We start from the raw sequence: 26,042 nt of genomic DNA, 5'->3' as shown, positions 1-26,042 counted from the left end.
GACATGAACTCAAGAGTACAGGTGTCTTATCAACCTATTATTGATATTGAATTTAGTGGCTTACACTTAATTGAAGCTTCGGCAGGTACAGGAAAAACCTATACCTTATCAAGTTTGATGGTCCGTATCTTTCTTGAAAAGTACTTGCCTAGACAAGTCATTGCGACCACGTTTACCCGTGCTGCCGCTGCTGAGTTAAAAAGTCGTATTCGCGCCCGTCTGGTCGAAACGTATCGTTACTTAGAGACCAAACGCAGTTTTACAGAACACGAATTAATGACGCAGGCTGAGCAAGAGCCTGACTTATTACTCCAACATATTTTAAAAAGCTTTGCGACGCGTATTGCATATGCGTGTGAACGTTTAAAACTGGTCATCGATCAGTTAGACGAGTTATTTGTCGGAACACTCGATAGCTTTAGCCAAAAATTGTTACGTGAGTTTGCCTTTGAGAGTGGCAAAATTGAACGTGCTCAAATTACTGATGATGCCAAAACTTATAGTCGACAACTAATTCATGATGTTTTGCGTGAATGGATACAGTCTCAACCTCAGACCGTGATTGATGCGTTGTATCTGGCAGGTGAGTTAAAAAGTGTCGATAGTTTTGTCAAACTTGTCGAAGACTCACTGAATTTTAGTTCTGCTCATTTTAAACTTCCTGAAAAACCAACCATTCAGTTTGAACAACTTGCTCAGCTCAAACAGTTGGCGACAGAAATTGACTTAAGCCTTTTAGAAAACTATTACCAGCTTGATGGCGAACACTATAAACATGTGAGTGGTACCGTATTTCGTAATGGGGCGTTTAACAAATTATTTAGTGAATGCTTACCGCAGCTGTTGCAAGTTCTAACGCAAAGCGACAGCATTTTGGTTTTTGATGGGTCTTTGACTGCACAACGTGAGCTTGTTTTTAAGTTTTTAGGTCAACTTGCCGATCAGAAAGTTTTCAAGAAATGTCCTGCTGAAATTTCAGATGGATTCTATCAACATCCTTGTATCCAACAGATTCAACAGCTATTTGGTGTGCTGAAAAACTACGCCGAGCAGTTCGACCAGCTTCATATTTTTTTAAAAGCCTATTTATGTGTAGAGGTGAAAAAACGTTTACCTCAGGTTTTGCAAAACAAGGGTGAGACGACTTTTTCTCAGCAAATTCGTACACTTTCTGAAGCTTTAAAAGGTGAGCAGGGGCAGCGTTTTGCTGTATTTGTTCAGGCACGTTATCCCTTAATTTTGGTTGATGAATTTCAGGACACTAACCAAGATCAAGACGATATGCTGGCGAGCATTTGGCGCCATCCAGAGCGCTACCAAAAAGGTTGCATGATTATGGTGGGTGACCGTAAACAGGCGATTTACGGTTTCCGTGGTGGGGATATGCTCACCTTCTTAAATGCCTATAAAGATATTCAAGCCAAACATGGGCGCGAATATAAGTTAATTCATAACCACCGTTCGGTAGCCGATCTGGTTGAAGTTGTTGATGCGTTATTTCAACGGCAAATTGACTTTGGTGAACAGGTTCAATATGACCCGATTCGGGCAGGTACTCGACCTCATCCTGTACTGATTGAACACAACAATAATAATCCTCATCCTTTGCGCTGGTTGATGCTCAAAGACAAAGAAACAGAGGCTCAGCAAGTTGCATGGAAGATTCGGGATTTACTCAACCGTTCTCATGAGGGTCATTTATATTTTCAAAAAGACTCTCAGACTCAAGCCTTAAACGAAGATGATATTGCAGTATTGTCCCGTAATCATGATGGGCTTGATAAAGTTCAATATGAGTTAGAGCGTTTAGGCATTCGGGTTAATCGTCCATCGAAACGAAGTGTTTTTGATTGCACGATTGCTCAAGACGTCGGTGCTTTATTGACAGCAATACTTCACCCTTACGATGAGGCAAAAGTGAAGCGGGCTTTAATTAGCCGTCTATTTGCCATGGATTTAAAACAACTATTGCAGCTTGAGCAGACAGCCGAAGGGTTAAGCCAGTTTATGACTGGTTTTGACACTATTAGAGAGTTGTGGTTCGCTCAAGGCTTTTTAGTGGCATGGCAACAATGCCTCATCCAGTTTGATATATGGCAAAATTTGGTCGCTGCCCAAAGTAAAGATAATGAACGGGTTGTGGTGAACTTGCGTCATTTAACTGAAATTTTGAGTCAGCATAGTGAGAAATACTCAGGCGCGCAAAACCTCTATCATTGGTATCTCAAACAGTTGAGTTCTCCTCTCGATCGTGATTGGGAGTTAGAGCGTAAATTGTCGAGTGAAGCTGGTGTTCAGCTCATGACAATTCACCAGTCAAAAGGACTGGAATTTAAGATTGTTTTCTTATTAGGTGCAGACAAGCCCTTTCGAGAAAATAACAAAACTCTGAATTTTTCGACCCAAGATGTAGTCCAACCAGACTCAAGTCAGACCTTGACTCAACGTGTCGTTGCGATTGCTGATAAAACTTATTTGAATGAAGTTGAACTTAAGCAGCATGAAGAGCGGGCATCAGCTGAACAGAATCGCCTCTGGTATGTGGCTCTAACGAGAGCAAGCCACCGCGTCTACGCGCTTTTACAAGATCTTGATGGTAAATCAGTATCAGGCCTCGCGTTTTGGAAAAATAGGACTGAGCCTTTTCAACACCGTTGCTGTACGGATGAAATGGTTTTAGAGCAGATTCCACAGGCAATTCATTTAGCCAAACAAACAAGTATTATTGAAATACAAGCACAACGGTTTCCTGAACAACGTTTTTATTCGAGAGGTAAAACCAGTTTCAGTTACTTGGCACAGCATTTAAAACATAAGGCTGGCACAGATTTATTAGCGAGTCAGAGCAATGATGCTGTATTAGCAGAAGATGAGCTGGATTTAATTAACACTGCTGAAGCAATCAGTGCTCAGCCGATTGATTGGATCAAGAGTAACTTTCCGCGAGGAACGCTTGCTGGTAATTTCTTACATGAAATCTTTGAGCACATCGATTTTCAATGTTCAGATGACTGGGTAAGTGAAATACGTCGTCGTTTTAAAAATGACTATAGTAGTCTTTGGCAAGATTTACTTAATAAATATAACGAGAGCTTCCCAGAGCAAGAAGATGCCAAAAATCTGCTTTACCAGTCCGTTGCCGAGTGGCTGAAAGATATTTTGCGAACGCCGCTTGATCAAGGTTTCCGACTAAATCAGCTTCAACAAGAGCAGTATTTGTCAGAGTTTCCTTTTTATTTGGCGTTGTCAGATCGGGTTCTAGCGATGACACGTATTCAGCAGCTTTTCGCTGAGTATGGTTTGAATATGCCTGAATTACTTGAAGCACGTTCAGCACGTTACCTCAATGGTTCTATCGATTTAGTTTATTTTGATGGGCAGCGTTACCACATTGCCGATTATAAAAGTAATTACTTAGGTGATGATCTTGCAGATTATCGTAGCGATAGCATTGCCCAAAGCATGTCTTTAGCAAGTTATTGGCTACAGGCAGGTTTATATCTCGTTGCATTACATCGCTATTTGCAAGTCAAAATGCAGGATTACCAAATTGAGCAACACTTAGGTGGGGCAACTTATCTTTATTTACGTGGCATGAATGGTGAAGCTGAGCAGGGCTATTATTACTGGCAGCCTAGCATTGAGTTTATTCTGCGTCTTGATGCCATTTTAGGGTATTTTGCTGAGGATAAAATTGCATGAAAAATGCTGATAAAGTATGTAATTTTAATATTAACAAATATTTGGCATGTGGATAAGCCTGTCTATAACCATGTGGACAAGCGTGTGGAAAACTAGGTGGATAAGTGTGTGGACAATCTAAATAGCTCTGAACAGGCCGATTTAAGCTGGGTAACAACGTGGAGTAACTTCTTAAATCAGGCTCCATTTACTGAGCAATCGCAAGTGTCAGAAGCCACTTCTTACTTGCAGCAGCTTATTGAAGCGAGCTTACAAGGTGATAGCTGTATCGATGTCAGTTCTGAGCAAATTGCAGCACTTGGTCAGCTTGCTATATCTGCCGATCAAGCCGCCTCAAATGTTGCCCCATGCGTCTACGATGAGCAGGGGTTGGCATTATACCGATATTGGCATCTAGAGCAACGACTTGCAGAACAAATTTGTCGATTAAAGCAACAATTAATTCAACCTGTATCTTGTGATGACCACTTAGACCTACTCACAGACCCGCATCAACAGGCAGCTTTACAAATGGTTGCTCGGCAGAGCCTGAGTATCATTACGGGTGGGCCGGGTACGGGTAAGACCTATACGCTTGCACGTATTATTGCAGTGCTTAGCCAAGCAATTCCACATATTCGTGTAGCGATGGCTGCTCCGACGGGTAAAGCTGCACAGCGCATGCAAGAAGCCTTACAGAACTCGTTTAATGACCCTAAATTGCTTGAGTCTGGATTAATTAGTGAAGAACTAAGGAATCAGGAAACGCAAACAATTCACCGATTATTGGGGATGGGACATAGTCAAACACCACGGTTTAATCAAAAACAACCACTTCCTTATGACGTGATTGTCGTGGATGAGGCTTCCATGCTGGATTTAAATCTAGCTACTCTTCTATTTGAGGCGGTGCCAGAGTCTTGTCGAATTATTTTATTAGGAGATGCAAATCAGCTCGCTTCCGTCGATGTGGGAGCGGTACTTGCTGACTTGCAACAAATACAGGCACTCGCCGACAACAGGATACAATTACAAACCAGTCGCCGTTTTGCTGAAGGGGCGTTGATTGGGCAGGTGGCACGTTTTATTCAAATGCAAACCAGTCAGATCAATCATGAGCAGGTTTTGCAACAGTTTGAAATCGACATTGTTCAGGTTTCGGAGTTACGTTCAATTCCTTTAGAAGTTGATATGCCAGATGTGGTTCAACTTGAGTATTTGCCGGAAGGGAATCACGCAGAAGTTGAAATTTACTATCAGAAGCTCATGCTCGGTTTCCAAGGATATGTAAAAAGCCTAAAAAATTATTTAAAAGAAGAACGCTCGATTGAACAAGTCCAAAACATAGTAAAAGCATTTGATGACTACCGCATTTTAACGGCTGTTCGTCATGGTCCATTTGGATTACAGCAGTTAAATCAATATGCGCAGCGTTGGATACAGCAACAACTTTCAATAGTGACAGTAGGGGGATGGTATGTGGGTCGCCCGGTAATGATGACTTATAACGACTATCAGCTCGGTATTTCAAATGGTGACATTGGTCTGTGTTTTGAACACAGAACTCAACCTCAGCAGTTTGAAGTATATTTTCCAAGTTTGAATAAATGGGTCGCTGCAAATCGATTACCTAAAAGTATTCAAAGTGCTTTCGCTTTAACGATTCATAAATCGCAAGGGTCTGAATTTACACACACTGCTGTCGTTTTAGATCAAGCCGCAAAGAATTTATTAAGCCAAGAGCTTATTTACACTGCGATTACACGCGCTAAAAAAGTAGTAAGTCTTTTGGTTCATCCCGAAGCTTTACTACAGTCCTTTACAGTTCGTACGACACGAAAAAGTGGTTTAGTTCAGAAAGTTAATCGGTTAGTTCGTTAAGCCAAACTTAATATTTTTACCCTTGTAAGAAAAAGCTTACATAGATTCGAGATATTTGCTGCTAGAGTACACCCCACGTTTTTGAGATTATAAACGCACAACGAGCTTGGCAAGGAATGTCGGGCAAAATCGCACAATAATAATAGCTTAAGTCGAGAGACTGCGAACTTACAATGATGTAGGTGTATAAAGAGGAAACTTACAGCCGCTAAGCCTTGTAGTTTTGGGAGAGACTACAGGGCTTTTTTATATTCTCAATTTTATTTACTTCTAAAAATTATCAGAAAAGTTCGGATTTAAGCCAATATTGAGTGCAATTTCTTTTAAAAATTTATATCAATAATATCAATATATTTATCTGTAATATGATTTTTAAACACCCATTTTTCCTGTGAATTGTTAAGTTAAATGTTATACAGAACTGTACGATAATGGGGCAAAAACCGTTATTTATTAAATATTAGACAGACCTGTACGTTTTTGCTTACATGATGATAAGAAAAATACTACTTTTCTTCATAATTGGATATGTCACAATACATCACATAAGGAAATAGAAACAAAACAACGGAAGTCAGTTAAAACAACAAGAAGGATGTGACTAGCGTCTCACCAACGATAATAAAAATAGAAATAACACGATAAACAAAAACTACAGCGCAAAAAACCCAAGCAGAAATGCTTGGGTTTTTTATTTGATTTACACTAAGTTCGTTTCATGAGCGTCGCTGCCAAACAAAGACCGGCGCTGATCTCTAGGAATGCGTGGGCATTGTGTTGAAATCTGATAAAGCACGTTGGCTAAAGCAGGTAGGTGAGTTCCCACGACCGATTTGCCCGTTGTTAATAGAGAAACACTAATATCTCTTTCTGGGTCGGCCCAACATAAAATGTTGGAGAATCCTAAATGACCAAAAGCTTGCCCCGTCATTGGACCAAAAAGACCTACAGGATTACTACCTAACATTGGACCTAAGGCATAGCGCATAGGAATTAATAAAGTACGGTCAATGTTAACGCCTGTGGTCGGCAGTGTTGCCCTGAAAATTGTTTTCTCACTGAATATTTGCTGACCGCCGTAGCTTCCACCACTTAAAAGCATTTCAAAGAAACGTCCAGCTTGTTCTGCACTCGTATAAATGTTGCCGGCTGGGCAAATTGTATCCATAAAACGGCTATCGTTAGTCACATCAACTGCAAGTTGCAACCCTCCACCTAATACATGGTTCAGGTAATGATCGGTACCAAGCCGAGGGTGTAGACCCGTTGCGCAGTTTAAGGCTACCTCTGAGCGGTATTCTGGTTTTAAGCCATAATTGAAATAAGGCATTCCCATCGGTTTTTCGATAGTTTGATGCACAAACTCACGTAAATCTTGCCCAGTCACCCGTTCAATGACTTCTCCTAAAATATAACCCGCCGTAACCGCATGATAGGCAAGATGGTTCCCAGCAGGAGACACAGGCTTGGCAGCATATAAACGTTTTAAAATTTCATCTTTATCAAATAGGAGTTCGGGCGTGACATCGCCATCAATATAGGGGATACCGCCACGATGTGCTAATAAATGAAAGAGAGTTGCACGGCGCTTACCATTTACGCCGTATTCCGGAATATAGTAGCTAACAGGATCAAGCAAATTGATTTCGCCTTTTTCATCTAGTAGATGAATGAGCATGGCCGTGATCATTTTAGATGCTGAAAACAGACAAACGGGCGTATCTGGAGTCGCAATCAGGGCATTCTCTTGTAGTCCTGCCGGAGAGTTCCCTTGAGCATATCCAATGCTTCTGTTCAGCAAAACTTTACCTTGTCTACGTAAGCAGAAGGTAATAAGTGGATAATTTCCGGTTTTATATAGTGCTTCTATACTGTTCCAGATCTTTTTAACCTGGCGCTCACTCATTTCACCCTGTTCAGCAGCAACTTCATCTTGATGACGAATAACTTGCTCAATATTGTCCGGTACTGGACAAGTGTTGGTTGAAAAAATTTTCACACGTCCCTCGCGCTTCTTTCTTTTTATTCAAAGCTAGTGTGCAGGGTTAGCATGCTCATGTCAGTGTCTAAAATGACAAGTTACTGAAAACTATTTTGCAATCCACCTATAGATACCTTAAAATAGGCAACTTGCTGTAGTGATGCACGGCAGTCAGTTGCCTCAACTGATTCATATCGTTTACTTTTTTAAGCATCTCGGAGAAATCGAATGGCTTTAACTAATGCAGACCGCGCAGAGATCATTGCTAAATTTGCTCGCGCTGAAAATGACACTGGTTCACCAGAAGTACAAGTAGCTTTATTGACTGCTCAAATCAATGATTTACAAGGTCACTTTAAAGCTCACAAACACGACCATCACAGCCGTCGTGGTTTGATTCGTATGGTTAACCAACGTCGTAAATTGCTCGACTACTTAAATGGTAAAGACCACGGTCGTTACACTGCTTTGATCGGTGCTTTAGGTTTACGTCGTTAATTCGATTTTCACTTTGTTTTCGCTATTTCGCATGTCGCAATGCTTTATCGCTGAAAAGAGAGTTTCACTTAATTTTAGATTAAGTGATGTTTAGAAGGGGCGCTTGTGCGCTCCTTCTTTGCGTTTAATATTATTTAAAATTTTTGGCCTAGTGTGATGGCTTCTAAGCTTTGTCATTTATCTACCAACAGTTGTAGTCTGAATGCCAAACCTTAGGGGTCTCACTAGAATAAAATTAGGAAAATACAATACATGTCAATGTTTAATATCGTTCGTAAAGAATTCCAATTCGGTCAACATCAAGTCGTTTTAGAAACGGGTCGCGTTGCACGTCAAGCAAACACAGTTTTAATTACAATGGGTGGCGTAACTGTTTTAGTTGCAGTTGTTGCTCAACCTAAAGCAAAAGCGGGTCAAGACTTCTTCCCGTTAACAGTTAACTATCAAGAAAAACAATATGCAGCTGGTCGTATCCCTGGTGGTTACGGTAAGCGTGAAGGCCGTGCTTCTGAAGCTGAAACTTTAATTTCACGTCTTATTGACCGTCCAATTCGTCCATTGTTCCCAGAAGGTTACTTCAACGAAATCCAAGTAACAGCAACAGTTGTTTCTTCTGACAAAACTATGGATGCTGATATTGCAGCAATGCTTGGTACATCAGCAGCATTATCTATTGCTGGTACTCCTTTCCGTGGTCCAATCGGTGGCGCACGTGTTGGTTTAATCAACGGTGAATATGTTCTTAACCCGAACTTTGAACAGTTGAAAGAAAGTGATCTTGACCTTGTTGTTGCTGGTACAGAATCTGCTGTATTAATGGTTGAATCTGAAGCTAAAGAGCTTTCAGAAGACCAAATGCTTGGTGCTGTGCTTTTCGGTCATGACGAAATGCAAATTGCGATTCAAGCAATTAAAGAATTTGCTGCAGCTGCTGGTGCAGTTGAATCAACTTGGGTTGCTCCAAGCAAAAACGAAGCGCTTCTTGAGCAATTAAAAGCAGATTTCGAAGCTAAAATTTCTGAAGCATATACAATTGCGGTTAAACAAGACCGTTATGCAGCACTTGATGCACTTTATGCAGAAGCTGTAGCTCAGTTCGTTCCTGAAAATGACGAAACTGGTATTGCTGACGAAGTAAATGAATTATTTGAAGACCTTAAATACCGTACAGTACGTGACAACATCTTGTCAGGTAAACCACGTATTGATGGCCGTGATACTAAAACTGTTCGTGGTATCGACGTTCAAGTTGGTGTATTAGACCGCGCTCACGGTTCTGCATTATTTACACGTGGTGAAACTCAAGCGTTGGTAACAACAACTTTGGGTAATACTCGTGATGCATTAATGGTTGATACATTGTCAGGTACTAAAACTGACAACTTCATGTTGCACTACAACTTCCCTGCATACTCTGTAGGTGAAACTGGTCGTGAGTCTGGCCCTAAGCGTCGTGAAATTGGTCATGGTCGTTTAGCGCGTCGTGGTGTTCAAGCAGTTCTTCCTGCTGCTGACCGCTTCCCGTACGTAATCCGTATCGTATCTGACATTACTGAATCTAACGGTTCATCTTCAATGGCTTCTGTATGTGGTGCTTCATTATCACTTATGGATGCGGGTGTTCCACTTAAAGCACCAGTTGCTGGTATCGCAATGGGCTTAGTGAAAGAAGGCGAGCGTTTTGCAGTACTTTCTGACATCTTGGGTGATGAAGATCACTTAGGTGATATGGACTTTAAAGTAGCAGGTTCTGCAAATGGTATTACTGCGCTTCAAATGGACATCAAGATTGAAGGTATCACTGAAGAAATTATGGAAGTTGCATTAAACCAAGCATTTGCTGGTCGTATGCACATCCTGAATGAAATGAATAAAGTCATTTCACGTGCTCGTGCTGAAATCAGCGCACATGCACCGACATTTGAAGTGATTAACATCAATCCAGACAAGATCCGTGATGTTATTGGTAAAGGTGGCGCAACGATTCGTGCCATTACTGAAGAAACTAAAGCTGCAATTGATATTGAAGATAACGGTACAGTTCGCGTATTTGGTGAAACTAAAGCTGCTGCTCGTGCTGCGATTGCAAAAATTCAAGCACTTACTGCTGAAGTTGAACCAGGTAAGATCTATGACGGTAAAGTAATCCGTATTGTAGAATTCGGTGCGTTTGTAAACATCATGCCGGGTACTGATGGTCTTCTTCACATTTCGCAAATTTCAAACGAACGTATTGCGAACGTGACTGACGTTCTTAAAGAAGGTCAAGAAGTGAAAGTACAAGTTGCTGATGTTGATAATCGTGGTCGTATTAAATTGACTATGAAAGACATCGAACAAGCATAATTGTTTGAATGACACGAAAAAGTCCGCTTGATGCGGACTTTTTTTATGGCATGATGCAAGTAATACAAAAACAGATCGTTGTGGTATGCAGGTTTATTATTTTTATCGCCATCAAAGCGACGGCTATGTCTTTTTAAGCCGCGAACAGCATAGTGAACATGTTCTGGAGTTTTTCTGGATTGATAGTGTCAGAACGGATGTGGTTAACCATAACGAAGAATGGCAACAAGAGATTCATAAGCTTTCAGGTGTGGTTATTAATGAGTTTCATATGCGGGATATTGCCAACATTGAACATCCCTGTGCATTTGACACACTTGAAGAATATGACCTATTAATTTTTAAGAAATTGGTTACGCCTGACGATGAAATTAAGCATGCAGAATCACAAGATAGTGTTTTTGGCTTAGCAACGACGCCGATTAGTTTTATTTTAACACCTGATGTGCTGATTAGTGTGCGCGAGCAGGGGAATAAGTCGATTGAAAACTATATTCAACGTCTCGAAAATATTTTATGTAAAACTTTAGAAGAACAAAACAAAACCCGTAAATTACCGAATTCACCCGTCGATTTATCGTTACGCTTGTTAAATAGTATGGTTGATGGTTATCTTGATATCCGCTCACCATTGACGAGAAGAGTAGAGCATTGGCAACAACAACTATTGCAGGGTAATCGTCGTTTTAAACAATGGCACCAGTTGTTCCATGAGAATATGGCCTTTCAACAGGTCGAAAATTTATGTGAAGAACAAATCGAAACCCTTCAAGAATTTCGAGATGAAATTGTAGAAAATTACCATCATGTTGTTGGCAGTCACATCCATAATTCTCAAGATATTTTACTGGTTCGTTTAAATGATTTAATGAGTCATGTGGAACGTATTCAAAAACATACTTTACGGTTACGTAGCGCAATTCAGTCGGCCATTGATTTACATTTTTCTGCTATTGCGAACCAAACTAATGAAAACATGCGGATTCTTGCGATTATCACGGCAGTCTTTGCGCCGCTTACCCTTTTAACGGGCATTTATGGAATGAACTTTGAGTTTATTCCTGGTCTTAAATCACCTGTTGGTTTCTGGATTATGTTGGGTGCCATGCTGATTAGTACGATTTTTCTGTTGTACTATTTTTATCGGCAGCACTTGGTTGGGCGTGGTGAAAAAAGTGTGATTGATTTACTGGCTCAACAGCATCGTCAAGATCGGATGAATTTGTTTTGGTTTTTGGAATATGAGCCGATTAAACAGACTGTGAAGGAATTAGAGAAAATTACTCGGTTGAAATGAATTTTTATTTTTGCACGTCGGGGTCTTGCTGAGTTGTTATTTAATATAGTCATTAACCTTCGGTTCGACCTACTTTTGTTTCGGCAAAAGTAGGCAAAACCATTGCCATCTGCAAAACCTGTTCAATACTTTTAAATAACAGTATTACAAAAGCACTATCTGATTGATACCACGCAGGTTGCAGATGGCTTTCCCGACTATCAGATTTCAACTAGGGTTTTATGCTGTATGAATGCTATTCCTCAATGAAAATGCTTCAACTGTTTTCTAAGTTGTTGTACTTCATCAATCAAATCTAACATCACCGCAACTGCTGCCAAACTTGCGTCAAAGTCACGTTGCAGACGATAAGCTTTACGTGCACGTGCCACATCTTCACCGATAAATTGGTGTGCTTCTGGTGTTTTGTCGACTGATAAAATGTCATATTCAATTAACTGAATAATCCACTCAGGGCTTTGACCACAAGCTTGAGCAAATTGTTGTAGATCAAATGTAGATTGTTCATCAACGACCTCCGCACTAAAGGTATGGCCGTCATATACAATTTCGCGATAATGAATGGTTGTCATGATCTTGCTCCCTAATGAGATGAACGAGGTTCGAATGAAGCAAAGGCTTCAGCCAGTTGCTGATAAGCTTGTTTTTCTTTTTCAGAATGTGCGGGTGGGAATACAATATTTAAAATTAAATAGAGATGGCCTGGCGTTTTATGTGGTATCCCTTTGTCTTTTAAACGTAGCTGTTGTCCTTGTTTTGCGTTGTGAGGTAAGTTGACGTTTAAAGGTCCAGCTGGTGTTTTTACCTCAATACCTTGACCTAAGGCAGCTTCCCATGGCGCGACATCTACAGTCAAATATACATCGCTACCTTCAACATGAACGCGGTCAGTATCTTTATACTGAATTTCAATATAAAGATCGCCGTTGGCACCGCCATTGATACCACTTTGTCCTTGTCCACTTAAGCGAATTTGCTGACCTTCTTTCATACCTTTTGGTATTTTCACCTGTAAGGTTTTGCGTTGAACTTCAGGTTCGCCATAAGCATTCATGGTCGGGATTTGCAGGGTAATCTGTTGCGTTGATCCATGATAGGCAATATCAAGATCAACTTCTATGCTGGCATGTTGGTCTTCACCGCGATAACTACGCTGTTGTCTCTGGTACTGTTGCTGACCACCACCAAATCCTGCACCAAAGCGTCCAAATAAATCTTCAAAACCGCTAAAATCTGCTTGTTCACCACCTGTAAAGCCTTGGCGATAAAACTGTGCTCCATCAAAACCGCCTTGTGCAGCACCCTGACCAAAGTTATTAAAACCTTGAGGGTGATCTAACATCTGGTCATATTCAGCTTTTTTTTCTGCATTGCTTAACGTGTCGTAGGCAACATTAATGGCCTGCATCTTTTCTTCTGCATCTTTTTCTTTGCTGATGTCAGGATGATATTTACGGGCTAGTTTCCGATAAGCTTTTTTAATTTCATCAGCAGAGGCTTTGCGTGTAACCCCTAATTCTTCATAATAATTTTTTGCCATAATGTTTTATCACGATGGAGTTGTTTATTTCATTATGAAACGATTTTTAGAGTTTTCAATAAGCTAGATTGTATAAGAGTTGTTCTATTCCCTAATGAAATTGATAGAAAAAGGTATAGGCAAATGAGGCCCATACCTTTCATGATTTAGATGAAACTTTGATATAAGCCATACAGGGCAATAAGTAAAAGTAATAAACCGCATAGCCCTAATATTTTTGGATATAAATGACTGTTAGAGAGGCGACGGAAGAATATATAAACCAAAGATAAGGTGAGGAAGTCTAAAACAATCCATGTCAGGGTGAGTATGGTTAGACTTAAATTTAATTGAGGGGTAATAGAGACGAATTGCGGAAAGAAGGCCGAGAAAAAGATAATATCTTTAGGGTTTGAAATACCGACGAGAAAGCCTTTTTTAAAGCCACCATTTTGTGCTGAAACTGTTTGTATTGCTTCTGGATGAGGTGCTTGAATCACTTCTTTAAGAATACTAAAACCCAAATAACCAATATATAGGCAGCCTAGAATTCGAATGATATTGAGATAACTATCATTAACACTCAGTACTCCCTTTAAAACGAGTACTGAAATAAAAATTAAGACAAGAGATGCTAGATTTGTACCAAAAATGGTTTCAAGCGCTTTTTTATAGCCTCCTTTAAGTCCAGCGCTTGCAACTAAAATCATTACGGGGCCAGGGGTCGCAATCATAATAATTACGCTAAAAATAAAGAGAAAATAATCAAAATAATTCATGGCGTTTTAAGGATCTATTTATAGGCTATAAAGTAGCCTTATATTATCCTATTTAAAATAAAATATTGAAAACTATCATCAAAAGTACAGACAAATAAAAAGGCGGTATATCCGCCTTTTTATAAATTTTAATAATTAACTCAAATGTTCACCAAATAATGCTAAAGCTTCTTCAGCAGTAAAGGTGTATTGAGTATTACAGAACTGACAATCCATACGAATAGGGTTCTGTTCCTCTAAGGTTTCATGAACAGCGTCTACACCAATTTGAATCAGCGCATTTGCACAGCGTTCTTTTGAACATGTACAGCCAAATTTTAGTGCTTCAATTTCTGGTAAACGAACTTCTTCTTCGTTATATAAACGATATAAAATTTCGTTTGCATCTAAATTGGTCAGCTCTTCGGCTTTTAATGTTTCGGTCAACATCGTCAAACGTGGCCATAAATCTTCATCGACCAAGTTTTGCTCTTCTTCATCATGACGTGGTAAAAGCTGAATCAGTAAACCACCAGAGCGTTTTGTCGTACTTGCTAACACAATACGAGTTGGAATTTGTGCAGACAAATCGTAATACTGCATTAAACAGCCCGCTAAAGTTTTTTGATCAAGAGGGACAATCCCTTGATAACGCTCGCCAAATTCAGGTTCAATATTAATAAATAAAACTGGATTAACTAAAGCGCCAAGAACTGTACTACTGTCTGTTGCTTCGATGAAGCGTGGGTCTGTTTCGTAATCAGCTAGAGCACGTACTTCACCCAAATGATTACATTCAGCCATTGCCCACTTAAAGGTGCCGCTAGCCTGGATTTGCAAGCTGATACGGCCTTTGATTTTTAGTGTACTTGCAAGTAATGCAGTCGCACTCAACATTTCACCTAACAGAATTTTAACCGCAGGCATATAGTCACGTTGAGCTAAGATAGTTTGTAGTGCTTCTTCTAGATGAACTACTTCCCCACGAACCGGAAAGTTCTCAATATAAAAGCGTTGGCGTAAATCAGACATAATATTCTCCAGGGCCCTAAGCAGAGTATAACTATTTCGTTTTAATCAAGCTTAGGAAATGCAGCGAAGCCGCAAGCCGGACAGGGGCAGCTTTGTGCCCATTGTCCAATTATTTAGGCAATGTGAATAAGTCCTTAATATAGCCATTTTCTGAAATCTCAAGTTATTCTAGATGATCTCTTGTAATGTCGATGCGATTTGGCTGTAAATGACGCTTTAAATTCACATCATGTTTTGATGTAGCCTGTTGCTGCGCATCACTTTCAAACAAATGTTCAAGTTCGGCTAAGGCATTACGATGTGTTTCAAAGATCTTCTGTTCATCAGTATAAATACTTTGCTGCTGTATGAGCAATTTCTCATCATAATCCCGAAAGATTTCGATATTGTTATAGGCTTGTTCATCTGAGATACCAAGTTCTCGTAAGGCGCGATAAGCCATACCTAATGAGGATAAATACGTCTCACGCCAAATGTATTCAACGCCTAAATCTCTTAAAAGATGGACATGGTGACGGTCACGAGCACGAGCCAACAGCTTTAAGTTTGGATAATTTAATCTGAGATGGCGAGCGACATTCATTGAATCCTCAACATCATCAATCGCTAAAATAAATACTTTGGCTTTTTCAATACCCGCAGAACGCAATAAATCTGGCTGGGTCACATCGCCATAATAGAGCTTACCGCCGTATCTACGAACAAAGTCCACTTGATGAAGATTATTGTCGATTGCAGTAAAGCCTAAGTGCTGCAAGCGGGCAATACGCGCAATAATTTGTCCAAATCGACCAAAACCAGCAATAATAATAGGGTTATCCTGCTGAGGAATTTCATCGTACTCAGGTGGCCGTTCTTTATTAAACAGAGGAATGACCTGGGTTGCCATAATCCAGTAAATCACTGGGGTAAGTACCATCGACAACGTCACAATAAGGGTCACTGGCTCTAATAGAGCTTGAGTTAAAATTTTCTCACTTTTGGCAAGACTCAGAATTACAAAAGCAAATTCTCCGCCTTGTGCCAAGCAAGTGCCCAAAAGCAAACTATTGTTCCAACTGTATTTTTTATAGCGGGCAATGGCAGTCAATATCAGTGTTTTGATGAGCAATAAGCCGACTGCTCCACCAATAATAAGTAAAGGCATTTCAATGAGTAGTGACAGTTGGGTGGTCATACCCACGGTCATAAAGAATAAGCCAAGTAGTAAACCTTTAAACGGTGCAATACTCGCTTCAACTTCGTGACGAAATTCTGAATCTGCTAATAATACACCTGTGAGGAACGCGCCTAACGTCGTGCTAATTCCTAAAGTATCCATAAGCAAGACAACTGCAAGGATAATAAATAATCCTACTGCTGTAATAAGTTCAGTCGCTCCACTTTTGGCAACAAAGCGGAAGAATGGACGCATCACATAGCGACTAAACAAAAACAAGCCCGTAAAGGTTGCAATAATCGCCGCAAAATAAGCGATCCCGTGATGGGTTGATTCTGTTCCTGCCAATAATGGAATGATGGCAAGTAAGGGAATCGCCGCTATATCTTGAAAGAGCAAAATCGAAAAAGACTGCTGACCATAAGTGGTGTTGAGTTGCTGCTTTTCAGTCAGAAGCTGTAATACAAAAGCGGTGGAAGATAGCGCAAGGGCAAAACCAATGACAAAGCTAACAGAAAGCTGCTGCTTAAAGAGTAATAGTATGATCAGCATAAGTACGCCACCGCTAATGAGGACTTGCAGACTTCCCATTACAAAAATAGAGTCACGCATTTCCCACAACCGCTGTGGTCTTAGTTCTAAACCAATAAGGAACATCAATAAAATGACACCGAATTCGGCAAGTTCCATAATTGCTTCAGGATCATGTGCAATGTTTAAAACACTAGGACCTAGAAGTATTCCTGTAAATAAATAACCTAAAACTGTTGCTATCCCTAGGCGTTTGCCAAGAGGGACTAAAATCAGAGAAGCTCCAAGAAAGATTGTTGCTTGCAGTAGGAATGACATTCATTGCCTCGAATGTATTAGTCTCTTTTAAGTGTAAAGCCAAAAAGGCTTCTTCACACCATGATATTCAAATCATCTAATTAAATTCTTGCGGATCGACATCAATTGATAGCCTGAGTTGATGCTGTCTTGGTGCATGAACCAATTGAGACCACCATTGTCTTAAGTAAAAATGTAGGCGAGCACGGTCAGCAGATAAAATCACCATGTGGGCACGGTAGCGCCCCGCTTTACGTTCCATCGGCGCTGGAATAGGTCCCCAAATATCAACAATCTCACCAGCGACTTGACGAAGTTGCTCGGCAGCTTCATTTAAAAATTGTAAGGTATAGTCACGATCTTTAGATTCTGCACGAATTAAAACTGCATAACGATAAGGTGGCAGCAAAGCTACTTTACGTTCAGCCAGCGTTTGTTTGGCAACCGCGCGATAATCTTTTTCGATGAGTGTGGTGAGTAGTGGATGATCAGGTCTTAAGGTTTGTAAATAAACATGGCCTTTGTGTTCACCACGACCTGCACGACCAGCGACTTGTACAATCAGCTGCGCCGTACGTTCTGGTGCACGGATGTCTACACTGAGTAAACCTGCATCAATATCTAAAATGGCAACTAATGTGACATGTGGAAAATGATGGCCTTTTGCCAACATTTGAGTGCCGAGTAAAATTGTTGGTTTGTTTTGATGAATACGGTCATAGATTTTTTGCCAGCTTCCGACACGACTGGTACTGTCACGATCGACCCGAATGACATCATGATCTGGAAATAGTTCTTGTAAGTGCTCTTCAACCTTAGCGGTTCCTGCACCTAAAGTTTTTAAGCTTTTTTGCTGACATTCAGGGCAATGATCGGGTAAGCGATGAATGGTTCCGCAGTGATGGCAGTGTAAATAAGAATAAGGCTGAGTGTGTAAAGTAAAATGCGCGTCGCAATGTGGACAATTTGCTTGCCATCCACAGCTTTCACAAACCAGTACAGGTGCATAGCCACGACGGTTTAAAAAGATTAAAACCTGTTCTTTTCTAGCTAATGTATGCTTGATTTGTTCAATAAGAGGCTGGCTGATTCCATGCTGTTTTTTGACAATTTTAAGGTCAATCAAATGCATTTTAGGCAAAAGTGCATGTCCAGCACGTTTGTTGAGTTGCAGTGCAGTTAATTTGCCAGTTTCGACTAAATAATAACTATCAATACTTGGAGTTGCCGACCCTAAAATAACAGGGCAGCTTTGCAAGTGACCGCGGTACAGTGCGACATCACGCGCATGATATCGGAAGCCTTCTTGCTGTTTATAAGACAGGTCGTGCTCTTCATCTAAAATGATGAGGCCCAAACGTGGCAATGGCGTATAGATGGCAGAGCGCGTTCCTAAAATAATAGACGCTTTTCCAGTCTGTGCCTGTTGCCATGCTTGTAAGCGTTTGGAATCATTTAAGCCAGAGTGCAATAAAGCAATATCACAGTTAAAACGAGACTTAAAACGGGAAATCGTTTGAGGGGTTAAACCAATTTCAGGTACTAACACCAGTACTTGTTTACCTTGCTTTAGCACCTCGTGCATGATGTGCAGATAAACTTCGGTTTTACCACTTCCTGTTAAACCATCTAGCAAAAAGGCTTGGTATTGATGCTGTGCATTTACGACGTGCTGAGTTGCTTTCTTTTGGTCTTCATTGAGGGTGAGCGGCATTTGTGCCAATTGAACAGGTGTGGGGCTAAAGTCATGTGGTTCGAGCGTGCAGTCAACCAGTCCTTTCTTTTGAAGTGCTTTAAGCGTTGCTGTTTCTACGCCACTTAAATTGAGAATATTTTCTGTAGTTCCAGCAGGGTGTAATTTTAAAATTTGATACGCATCTTGTTGCTTAACAGAACGTTTTAGCAGGGCGTCAACATTGTCACAGGGTGTGATTTTCCAAAGATGGAACAAAACATCCATCGGTTTGCCCTGACGCAATAACGCGGGTAGGGCAGTTTGCATAACTTCACCAATTGGAAATTGGTAATATTGCGCGGACCATGTCAATAAACTTAAAACTTGTTCATCTAAAATTGGTTCTTCATCTAAAAGTTCAGAAATGGCTTTAAGCTGAAATTTACCTGTAAATGGCTCATGTGGATTTACTTTTTCTGTAATGATGCCAATCAGGTTTTGGCGCCCAAATGAAATAGCGACGCGTGAGCCTACGTGAGCCCGTTCATATTGTGCTTGGGTGAGTGTATAGTCAAAAGTGTCGTACAGATGCACAGGTACGGCTACACGCACACGATAAACAACTGAATCTGGCTTTGGCGTTATGGTCATAGAGGCTCATTTCGTCAATTTTAAAAAACGGCATAGCGTCGTGAAGAGGACTTGGGTATTCTACACAGGCTATAGAACGAATATGAATGATTGCGTAGCATAGATGCAACAGCAGCGACTATTATTTTTGGAAAATTAGAACATTACCATGCCTGCATATCAATTTACTGCCATTGATGCTTCAGGGAAGCAGCAAAAAGGAGTGCTTGAAGGAGATTCAGCACGCCAGATTCGCCAACAATTACGCGATAAAGCATGGACACCAATTAGTGTTGACCCTGTTGAACAAAAAGATAAACATCAAAGTCAGGGGTTATTCCAAAAAAAGTTCAGTGCTTATGATTTGGCACTCATGACCAGACAACTTTCTGTTTTGGTTGCAGCCGCAATTCCTCTAGAAGAAGCTTTACGTGCAGTGAGCAGGCAAAGTGAAAAACCACATGTGCAAAACCTTTTATTATCTGTCCGTTCTCGCGTTTTAGAAGGGCATTCACTCGCACAAGGGATGCAGCAATCTGGACGGTTTCCAGACCTCTATATTGCAACGGTCGCCGCTGGTGAGCGTTCTGGGCATTTAGATCTGATTTTAGATCAGCTCTCTGATTACACCGAAAACCGTTTTGCTATGCAAAAGAAAGTTCAGGGCGCCATGATTTACCCAATCATTTTAATGCTGATGTCTTTTGGTATTGTGATGGGCTTAATGACTTATGTTGTACCAGAGATTGTAAAAACGTTTGACCAAAGCAAAGATGCCTTGCCGTGGATTACAGTTGCTTTAATGAAAGCCAGTGATTTTATCCGTCATGCTTGGGTGTTTATTATTATTTTTGCAGTTGTGGGAATTGTTGCATTTGTACGATTCTTAAAAACGACTGCTGGGCATTATGCTTTTGATCGATTAACACTCAAATTGCCATTATTCGGTAAACTGTCACGTGGTATTAATTCTGCACGATTTGCCAGTACTTTATCTATTTTGACTCGTTCAGGCGTACCTTTGGTCGATGCCTTAAAGATTGGTGCAGCAGTGACCAGTAATTGGGTCATACGAGATTCAATTGCCCATGCAGCTGAGCGTGTTACAGAAGGTGGTAACTTGGGTACGCAGCTTGAGCGCAGTGGTTATTTCCCACCAATGATGGTACAAATGATTCGAAGTGGTGAGGCATCAGGTGAGCTCGACCGCATGTTAGAACGAGCATCGACCATGCAAGACCGTGAGGTTACAACATTTATTTCAACCTTACTGGCATTACTTGAACCACTTATGCTGGTTCTAATGGCAAGCATTGTACTGGTTATTGTAATCGCGGTTATGCTGCCAATCGTAAATATGAACAATATGATTTAATAACTTTGATATTAGAGATAATGATGAAAGTACAACCTATGCAACGCAAACGAAATAAAAACTCAGGCTTTACCCTCATTGAAGTCATGGTCGTGATTGTAATTTTAGGCGTGTTAGCAGCGTTAATCGTACCAAATGTCATGGGGCGTAGTGAAAAAGCTAAAATTGATACCACTCAAATTACCTTAAAAGGTGTGGCTGGAGCTTTAGATCAGTACAAGCTTGATAATGGACATTTCCCAACCATGCAAGAAGGCGGGCTAGATGCTTTAGTTAATCAACCTGCAACAGCAAAAAACTGGATGCCGGGTGGCTATGTAAAAGGTGGCTATCCTAAAGACAGTTGGAAAAATGATGTTCAATATGTCATTCCTGGGGCAGATGGTCGCGCTTTTGATTTGTATTCATTTGGAGCAGATGGCAAAGATGGTGGTGAGGGTAATGATGCGGATATTTATTATCAGCCTTAATTGAAAATATAATAGAGATTATCAATTCAGTTAAAAAGATAAACTGATAAATTCGAATTGATAATCTCTCTCAATCATGAAAATATAATAAATATTTGAAAAGTATAAGTTAAAATTAATAATGATATTTGAGATTTATAATAAGAATTATTCCCATATTTAATAGTTACAAGAAAGTTAAAATGTAGAGAAAAATAAGCTATATATTTAAATGAAAGCTTTGCATAATAAATAAAAAGCACTTTATTCAATTAAAAAGGAGAGATTAAATGAAAGCATTTCTCATATTAGATGAACTGACTCAGTTTCCTTGGGTAATGCTCAAGTCTGTCCTATTGATTTTGGGTTTATTGCCGCTTGCTGAATTTTCATTAAAGCTATGGCTGAGTACAGAGGGAAGTAGTCAAATTATGATTGGCTTCTTTGCATTAAGTATTGTGAGTGCATGGTTGATGGTGAGCTTCTTTACCGCATTAAAAGCGAGTGTCTGGCAAGCTAAAAAAATATCTACTAAATATGAGCAATTACTGTTTAAAGCTTATCGTTATGTACCCATGGTCTTTTTATCAAGCCTAGTTGCTTATTTATCTTTGGAACTATCTATCGCTTTTTAATGATATTTTATAACCAGATTTTTAAATAAAACGTAGACTCAACATCTACGTTTTATTTTTTTAGTTAAGCAGGTTGTACTAATATTGCCGTGATTTTACGAACCACAGGTAAGACTAAAAGTAACGTTGGAAAAGCGATTAACCAAGAAATTGCCCATGCAGACATCCAGACATTTATAGAAAAGTCTTCTAGTCCTAAACTTCGTAAAGTACTGACCATGGACACTACAAAAGTCATAATGATGGATAGAAGAAAAGGTAAAACGATAGATGTATAGCGATTTGGAAGTTTTTTTAAACTAGACAAAGATTTTGAGTTTTGCATTTTTGACTCCGTAAACCAACAAACGCCAGTGCCATTCAAAAATATAAAAATATTTTGAACAAATAGCTCCAAGCATTGTTGGAGGTATGTTGGCACGTTGATTGACGTAAACGTTTACGGCTTTTTGATGAGCAGATTTAATTTAGCATGAATTTTGAAAACTGGAAATAAAAAGAGGGTGTTTCTTTATTTGTACATATTATATGCTTCAAATCAGATATTTAAGAACATGAGAAAAAGTAAATGGAACAAATTGAGTGGAATGATTTTTTAAAAGTAGAACTTCGCGTTGGCAAAATTATTCAAGCTGAAGTTTTCGAAAAGGCACGTAAACCTGCCTATATTTTACATGTAGATTTTGGTGAAGAATTGGGTATACGTAAATCGAGTGCTCAGATTACTAAACTTTATCAACCACAAGATTTGATTGGCAAGTTAGTTGTTGCTGTAGTGAATTTCCCGAAAAAACAAATAGGGCCTATTCAGTCAGAATGCTTGGTGACAGGATTTCATAATGCAGAGGGTGAAGTAGCACTTTGTATCCCAGAGTTTGAAGTTCCTCTGGGTACAAAGCTATTATAATTTAGCGACGTGATTTAAAAGAAACGTCAACTTTACGTGGACGATACACCCAACCTAAAATCAGCAGTAATACTGCAAATCCTAACACTGGATAATCACCTAAACGGTTATAAAGAGTTTGACCTTGCATGGCAGGTAAATCACCTCTCAAGACAAACTCTTTATCGAGCGGTGCTTGTTCAGTGATATGACCATTTTGATCGATAAATGCTGTTACACCAGTGTTGGTTGCACGAATAAACCAGCGACCATTTTCTTTAGCTCGCATCTGCACCATCTGTAAATGTTGCCACGGCCCAGCAGTACCCGTAAACCAAGCGTCATTAGATACAGTCACTAAAAAGTCGCTGTCTTCTGCATTGCGTCGGGTAAGGTTCGGATAAGCCACTTCATAACAAATCGCAGCAGCAAGCGCATGCCCTTTGATCATAAGTGGTTTCTGGTTACTCTCGCCACGTGAAAAACCGCTCATGCTAATATCATTTTGCATGGCTGGTAATACCCATGAGAGTAAACCTGATAGTGGAATATATTCACCAAATGGAACAAGGCGCTGCTTTTTATAAAGACCGCTTGAATCACTGCCAGAAGCCATAATACTGTTGTAATACAGTGGGCTACCAACTTCATGAGATTTAGTAACATCCCAGTAAGGAATTCCGGTTACCCATGCAGTGTGGTTCTTTTTAGCTTGTGCATCCATTGCATCCAAAAACGGTTCAATGTCAGTTTGGAAGAGTGGAATTGAAGATTCAGGCCATACAATTAAGTCACGGCCCCATTCAGATTGAGTCAGACCAGCATAAATTTCTAATGTTCTAACTTGATATTCAGTCAGCCATTTTAAATCTTGTGGAATGTTGCCTTGAATGAGCGAAACGCTAAGTGGTTTAGCAGCTTTAGGTTTTACAAACTGTATATATGATGCTCCCCATGCACCCAAAACCAATAGGGCAGACGGGATAACCCAGAAAATACGCTTGCGCAGAACTTCAACTAAAGCACATGCTAATACAATGACAACGAAGGAAATTGCATAAATACCGAATAGAGGTGCGTAACCATCAAGTAAACGTTCAGTAAAAGCGTAACCCACAAATAGCCATGGGAAACCTGTAAATACCCAAGTTTTTGCCCACTCGAAAACAATCCAGAGCGGCGCAAAAGTCAGAGGTGTTTCAGGGAAGAAACGTCGGTAAACCCAAGTCTGAAGTGCGGTAAATAAGCCCATCACAAGGGCCATAACAGCAATCATACATACGCTTAGAAAAGCATTGGTGTCGCCATATACATGGATAGAAGTGTAGAGCCAAAAAGCGCCTACAAACCATAAGCCGAAGCCATAGCTCCAACCAATCGCAAATGCTTGTTTAGCTGAGCGTTTATGTAGTGATGCATAGAGTAGGGCTGGAGATAAAATTGCCAGCCACCACCAATAATAAGGTGCCAGTGAAAAACTGAACACGGCACCTGAAAATAAAGCAATGAGTAAAGGAAAAATTAAAGGAAGCTGTTTTTGTTGTTGCGAAGAATCTAACAGCTTTTCAAAGTATGCTCTCATTGACGTACAGCTCGAATCAGATGAATAGTGCGGGCATCTGCTTCAACGATTGTAAATAACCAATTTCCAAGCTCAACAGTTTGTCCTTGTAAATCACTTACTAGACCAATCTCTTGAAGCAATAAACCGCCGACAGTTTCTACTTCATCGTCAGAAAAATCAGCATCTAAAACAGTATTGAAATGTTCGATTGGTGTAAGTGCTTGCACCATCCATGCATTTGCTACCGTATGGTCATTGTCAGGAACAATGTACTGAGCATCTTCATCAGCAGTGTCATGTTCGTCTTCAATTTCGCCAACGATTTCTTCAAGAATATCTTCGAGCGTAACAAGACCAGCCGTTGAACCATATTCATCAATCACAATGGCAATGTGAGTCTGAGTATGTTTCAACATGCGTAGAACTTGATCGGAACGCGCACTTTCTGGAACAAATAAAGGCTGACGCATAAGAACTCGAATATCGACTTTGGTATTCGGTTCGGTTAGAAACGGCAGTAAATCTTTTGCGAGCAAAATCCCGACAACATTATCAGGCTGATCAGAAGAGAAGACTGGAAAGCGGGAGTGAGCAGACTCGACCAATACATCAAGAATATCAAGTAACTGATCATCTTCTTGCAAACTGATCATTGCTGTTCGTGGTGTCATGACTTCACGAATTTTTGTAGCTGGAAGGTCAAGAACCCCTTCAAGCATGGCAACAGTATCTGGTTCTAAAAAGCGACGTGAATTTTGGACTAATTTTAATAATTCATCACGGGTTTCTGGTGCTGTGCCTAACCATTTTCGTAAGCCGCGCATTCCCCACGACGGACTTGGTTCCTCTTGCATGATCTTTCCTAAAGACTCAATCTATCAAATGAATACTTTGAATCATACCGAAGAAAACATGCTTATGCATCTATAAAACAAGCTAAAAGACAAAACGTATATTGTTATGTAAAAGCCAGTTACAGTTAACAGCGCAGTAATTTGTTTATGCTAAAATGTGAAAATTCTATTTGTTCGAGTTTGTTATGTCAGAGCAACCCATTTCACCTACTGTACAACTCAATACGCGTGGTTTACGTTGTCCGGAACCTGTCATGATGTTGCATCAAGCCATCCGTAAATCTAAATCTGGCGATGTGGTTGAAGTCTTCGCAACAGATAATTCGACCTCGTGGGATATTCCTAAATTTTGTATGCATTTAGGCCATGAGTTGCTTTTGCAAGAAGAACGCTTAGATGAAAATGGGCATAAAGAATTTCATTATTTGGTGAAGAAAGGGTAATACAATAATAAGGCTTCTAATAACGATGATTAGAAGCCATTAATAATTCAAATTTAATTTGAAATGATAATTTTTTACAAATAAGAATCGTTATATAATTTATAAAATTAAGTATATAAATGACGTATAAAAATGAATGAATATTTTGTAAAACGAAGCTTATTTATTTTTCTTTGGTTTTTCTGTATTGCCATTTTATTAAATCTAGAAACTTCTTGGTTATCTGAAACTGTTGCTGTCATTATTTTAGTTACTCTTATTATTGTTGGCTCAATTCTGTTGGGTTATAGAAATACATATTTTGCTCCCGAACCAAAAATAAAGATGAGTCTGATTTTACATACAAGATTCATGGGCTTCATGTTAATTCTTGATTTATTGTTTGGGAAATCAGTTTGGTATTTCGATTTAGCACGAAACTTTGGTTTTCTTGGTCTGTTTTTATTAGGCTCATTTATTTTCTATAAAAAGAACCTTAATTTAAATGTAGCAAAAATACCGCCTTTTCAATAAGCGAACTCCAATAAAAAAAGCCCCGAATAATCGGGGCT

At 39.8% G+C, this 26,042-nt stretch carries 21 protein-coding genes; 11 read left to right on the top strand and 10 right to left on the bottom strand.

Going from position 1 to position 26,042, the window contains the following annotated elements:
• Nucleotides 1-3 precede the first annotated feature (3 nt).
• Nucleotides 4-3,702, top strand: a complete 3,699-nt coding sequence (locus tag K6I41_RS17290) for a UvrD-helicase domain-containing protein (RefSeq protein WP_250374846.1) — start codon at nt 4-6, stop codon at nt 3,700-3,702.
• Nucleotides 3,703-3,810: 108 nt separating this feature from the next.
• Entirely contained in the window at nt 3,811-5,562 is a 1,752-nt protein-coding gene (gene recD / locus K6I41_RS17285; RefSeq protein WP_250374845.1) for an exodeoxyribonuclease V subunit alpha, read from the top strand.
• A gap of 700 nt (nt 5,563-6,262) precedes the next feature.
• Here recD and K6I41_RS17280 read toward each other — a convergent pair.
• Complete coding sequence (locus tag K6I41_RS17280; RefSeq protein ID WP_250374844.1) at nt 6,263-7,561, bottom strand: serine hydrolase domain-containing protein; 1,299 nt, start codon at nt 7,559-7,561, stop codon at nt 6,263-6,265.
• A gap of 210 nt (nt 7,562-7,771) precedes the next feature.
• Between K6I41_RS17280 and rpsO the strand changes: the two genes are divergently transcribed.
• The 3 genes from rpsO (at nt 7,772) to K6I41_RS17265 (ending at nt 11,684) form a co-directional block, all read left to right on the top strand.
• Nucleotides 7,772-8,041, top strand: coding sequence for a 30S ribosomal protein S15 (gene rpsO, locus K6I41_RS17275; protein ID WP_002114951.1), 270 nt, complete (start codon nt 7,772-7,774; stop codon nt 8,039-8,041).
• 258 nt (nt 8,042-8,299) lie between these two features.
• Complete coding sequence (pnp, locus tag K6I41_RS17270; RefSeq protein ID WP_250375806.1) at nt 8,300-10,387, top strand: polyribonucleotide nucleotidyltransferase; 2,088 nt, start codon at nt 8,300-8,302, stop codon at nt 10,385-10,387.
• Nucleotides 10,388-10,472: 85 nt separating this feature from the next.
• The gene (locus K6I41_RS17265) at nt 10,473-11,684 is read left to right on the top strand and encodes a magnesium transporter CorA family protein (RefSeq protein ID WP_005301909.1); all 1,212 of its coding nucleotides are present in this window, start codon (nt 10,473-10,475) and stop codon (nt 11,682-11,684) included.
• A gap of 242 nt (nt 11,685-11,926) precedes the next feature.
• Here K6I41_RS17265 and K6I41_RS17260 read toward each other — a convergent pair whose 3' ends face one another.
• The 6 genes from K6I41_RS17260 to K6I41_RS17235 all read right to left on the bottom strand — a co-directional run bounded on the left by K6I41_RS17260 (nt 11,927) and on the right by K6I41_RS17235 (nt 19,306).
• Entirely contained in the window at nt 11,927-12,256 is a 330-nt protein-coding gene (locus K6I41_RS17260; protein ID WP_151766772.1) for a chaperone modulator CbpM, read from the bottom strand.
• An 11-nt stretch (nt 12,257-12,267) separates the two neighbouring features.
• Entirely contained in the window at nt 12,268-13,224 is a 957-nt protein-coding gene (locus K6I41_RS17255; protein ID WP_250374843.1) for a DnaJ C-terminal domain-containing protein, read from the bottom strand.
• 146 nt (nt 13,225-13,370) lie between these two features.
• Complete coding sequence (locus K6I41_RS17250; RefSeq protein WP_005301917.1) at nt 13,371-13,982, bottom strand: LysE family translocator; 612 nt, start codon at nt 13,980-13,982, stop codon at nt 13,371-13,373.
• Nucleotides 13,983-14,117: 135 nt separating this feature from the next.
• Nucleotides 14,118-14,993, bottom strand: coding sequence for an Hsp33 family molecular chaperone HslO (gene hslO / locus K6I41_RS17245; RefSeq protein WP_005301920.1), 876 nt, complete (start codon nt 14,991-14,993; stop codon nt 14,118-14,120).
• A gap of 163 nt (nt 14,994-15,156) precedes the next feature.
• A complete protein-coding gene (locus tag K6I41_RS17240) occupies nt 15,157-17,001 on the bottom strand; it encodes a monovalent cation:proton antiporter-2 (CPA2) family protein (RefSeq protein WP_192834273.1) in 1,845 nt (614 codons plus the stop codon).
• Between the two features lie 76 nt (nt 17,002-17,077).
• Complete coding sequence (locus tag K6I41_RS17235; protein WP_250374842.1) at nt 17,078-19,306, bottom strand: primosomal protein N'; 2,229 nt, start codon at nt 19,304-19,306, stop codon at nt 17,078-17,080.
• 148 nt (nt 19,307-19,454) lie between these two features.
• On the opposite strand from K6I41_RS17235, the gene gspF reads away from it, so the two are divergent.
• From gspF to K6I41_RS17220, 3 genes are all read left to right on the top strand, one after another.
• Nucleotides 19,455-20,660: a type II secretion system inner membrane protein GspF gene (gene gspF, locus K6I41_RS17230; RefSeq protein ID WP_005301929.1), complete on the top strand. Its 1,206-nt coding sequence runs from the start codon at nt 19,455-19,457 to the stop codon at nt 20,658-20,660.
• Between the two features lie 20 nt (nt 20,661-20,680).
• A complete protein-coding gene (gene gspG / locus K6I41_RS17225) occupies nt 20,681-21,130 on the top strand; it encodes a type II secretion system major pseudopilin GspG (RefSeq protein ID WP_167317673.1) in 450 nt (149 codons plus the stop codon).
• 269 nt (nt 21,131-21,399) lie between these two features.
• Nucleotides 21,400-21,744: a hypothetical protein gene (locus K6I41_RS17220; RefSeq protein ID WP_250374841.1), complete on the top strand. Its 345-nt coding sequence runs from the start codon at nt 21,400-21,402 to the stop codon at nt 21,742-21,744.
• A gap of 64 nt (nt 21,745-21,808) precedes the next feature.
• Here K6I41_RS17220 and K6I41_RS17215 read toward each other — a convergent pair whose 3' ends face one another.
• The gene (locus K6I41_RS17215) at nt 21,809-22,069 is read right to left on the bottom strand and encodes a DUF2798 domain-containing protein (protein ID WP_250374840.1); all 261 of its coding nucleotides are present in this window, start codon (nt 22,067-22,069) and stop codon (nt 21,809-21,811) included.
• 243 nt (nt 22,070-22,312) lie between these two features.
• On the opposite strand from K6I41_RS17215, the gene K6I41_RS17210 reads away from it, so the two are divergent.
• Complete coding sequence (locus tag K6I41_RS17210) at nt 22,313-22,651, top strand: tRNA-binding protein (protein WP_192835780.1); 339 nt, start codon at nt 22,313-22,315, stop codon at nt 22,649-22,651.
• A gap of 1 nt (nt 22,652) precedes the next feature.
• Here K6I41_RS17210 and lnt read toward each other — a convergent pair whose 3' ends face one another.
• Nucleotides 22,653-24,212 (bottom strand): apolipoprotein N-acyltransferase, encoded by a 1,560-nt coding sequence (lnt, locus tag K6I41_RS17205; protein WP_250374839.1) that lies wholly within the window; start codon nt 24,210-24,212, stop codon nt 22,653-22,655.
• A complete protein-coding gene (locus K6I41_RS17200; protein WP_004794939.1) occupies nt 24,209-25,048 on the bottom strand; it encodes a CorC family transporter in 840 nt (279 codons plus the stop codon). The genes lnt and K6I41_RS17200 overlap by 4 nt, the downstream gene beginning before the upstream one ends.
• A gap of 185 nt (nt 25,049-25,233) precedes the next feature.
• On the opposite strand from K6I41_RS17200, the gene tusA reads away from it, so the two are divergent.
• A complete protein-coding gene (tusA, locus tag K6I41_RS17195) occupies nt 25,234-25,491 on the top strand; it encodes a sulfurtransferase TusA (RefSeq protein WP_002053527.1) in 258 nt (85 codons plus the stop codon).
• Nucleotides 25,492-25,623: 132 nt separating this feature from the next.
• The gene (locus K6I41_RS17190; RefSeq protein WP_199944947.1) at nt 25,624-26,004 is read left to right on the top strand and encodes a hypothetical protein; all 381 of its coding nucleotides are present in this window, start codon (nt 25,624-25,626) and stop codon (nt 26,002-26,004) included.
• Nucleotides 26,005-26,042 lie beyond the last annotated feature (38 nt).

The organism is Acinetobacter sp. AS23 (assembly GCF_023612055.1).
Lineage (GTDB): Bacteria > Pseudomonadota > Gammaproteobacteria > Pseudomonadales > Moraxellaceae > Acinetobacter > Acinetobacter oleivorans.
Note: the sequence above shows the minus strand (reverse complement) of the source record. Positions and strands in the feature narration are given on the sequence as shown.

Coding starts and splice junctions, on each gene's coding strand:
- K6I41_RS17220 (WP_250374841.1), top strand. CDS start 21,400: ATGAAAGCATTTCTCATATTAGATGAACTGACTCAGTTTCCTTGGGTA.
- K6I41_RS17260 (WP_151766772.1), bottom strand. CDS start 12,256: ATGACAACCATTCATTATCGCGAAATTGTATATGACGGCCATACCTTT.
- K6I41_RS17190 (WP_199944947.1), top strand. CDS start 25,624: ATGAATGAATATTTTGTAAAACGAAGCTTATTTATTTTTCTTTGGTTT.
- gspG (WP_167317673.1), top strand. CDS start 20,681: ATGATGAAAGTACAACCTATGCAACGCAAACGAAATAAAAACTCAGGC.
- hslO (WP_005301920.1), bottom strand. CDS start 14,993: ATGTCTGATTTACGCCAACGCTTTTATATTGAGAACTTTCCGGTTCGT.
- lnt (WP_250374839.1), bottom strand. CDS start 24,212: ATGAGAGCATACTTTGAAAAGCTGTTAGATTCTTCGCAACAACAAAAA.
- K6I41_RS17250 (WP_005301917.1), bottom strand. CDS start 13,982: ATGAATTATTTTGATTATTTTCTCTTTATTTTTAGCGTAATTATTATG.
- K6I41_RS17265 (WP_005301909.1), top strand. CDS start 10,473: ATGCAGGTTTATTATTTTTATCGCCATCAAAGCGACGGCTATGTCTTT.
- gspF (WP_005301929.1), top strand. CDS start 19,455: ATGCCTGCATATCAATTTACTGCCATTGATGCTTCAGGGAAGCAGCAA.
- tusA (WP_002053527.1), top strand. CDS start 25,234: ATGTCAGAGCAACCCATTTCACCTACTGTACAACTCAATACGCGTGGT.
- K6I41_RS17240 (WP_192834273.1), bottom strand. CDS start 17,001: ATGTCATTCCTACTGCAAGCAACAATCTTTCTTGGAGCTTCTCTGATT.
- K6I41_RS17200 (WP_004794939.1), bottom strand. CDS start 25,048: ATGCAAGAGGAACCAAGTCCGTCGTGGGGAATGCGCGGCTTACGAAAA.
- K6I41_RS17210 (WP_192835780.1), top strand. CDS start 22,313: ATGGAACAAATTGAGTGGAATGATTTTTTAAAAGTAGAACTTCGCGTT.
- K6I41_RS17215 (WP_250374840.1), bottom strand. CDS start 22,069: ATGCAAAACTCAAAATCTTTGTCTAGTTTAAAAAAACTTCCAAATCGC.
- pnp (WP_250375806.1), top strand. CDS start 8,300: ATGTTTAATATCGTTCGTAAAGAATTCCAATTCGGTCAACATCAAGTC.
- K6I41_RS17290 (WP_250374846.1), top strand. CDS start 4: ATGAACTCAAGAGTACAGGTGTCTTATCAACCTATTATTGATATTGAA.
- K6I41_RS17255 (WP_250374843.1), bottom strand. CDS start 13,224: ATGGCAAAAAATTATTATGAAGAATTAGGGGTTACACGCAAAGCCTCT.
- K6I41_RS17235 (WP_250374842.1), bottom strand. CDS start 19,306: ATGACCATAACGCCAAAGCCAGATTCAGTTGTTTATCGTGTGCGTGTA.
- rpsO (WP_002114951.1), top strand. CDS start 7,772: ATGGCTTTAACTAATGCAGACCGCGCAGAGATCATTGCTAAATTTGCT.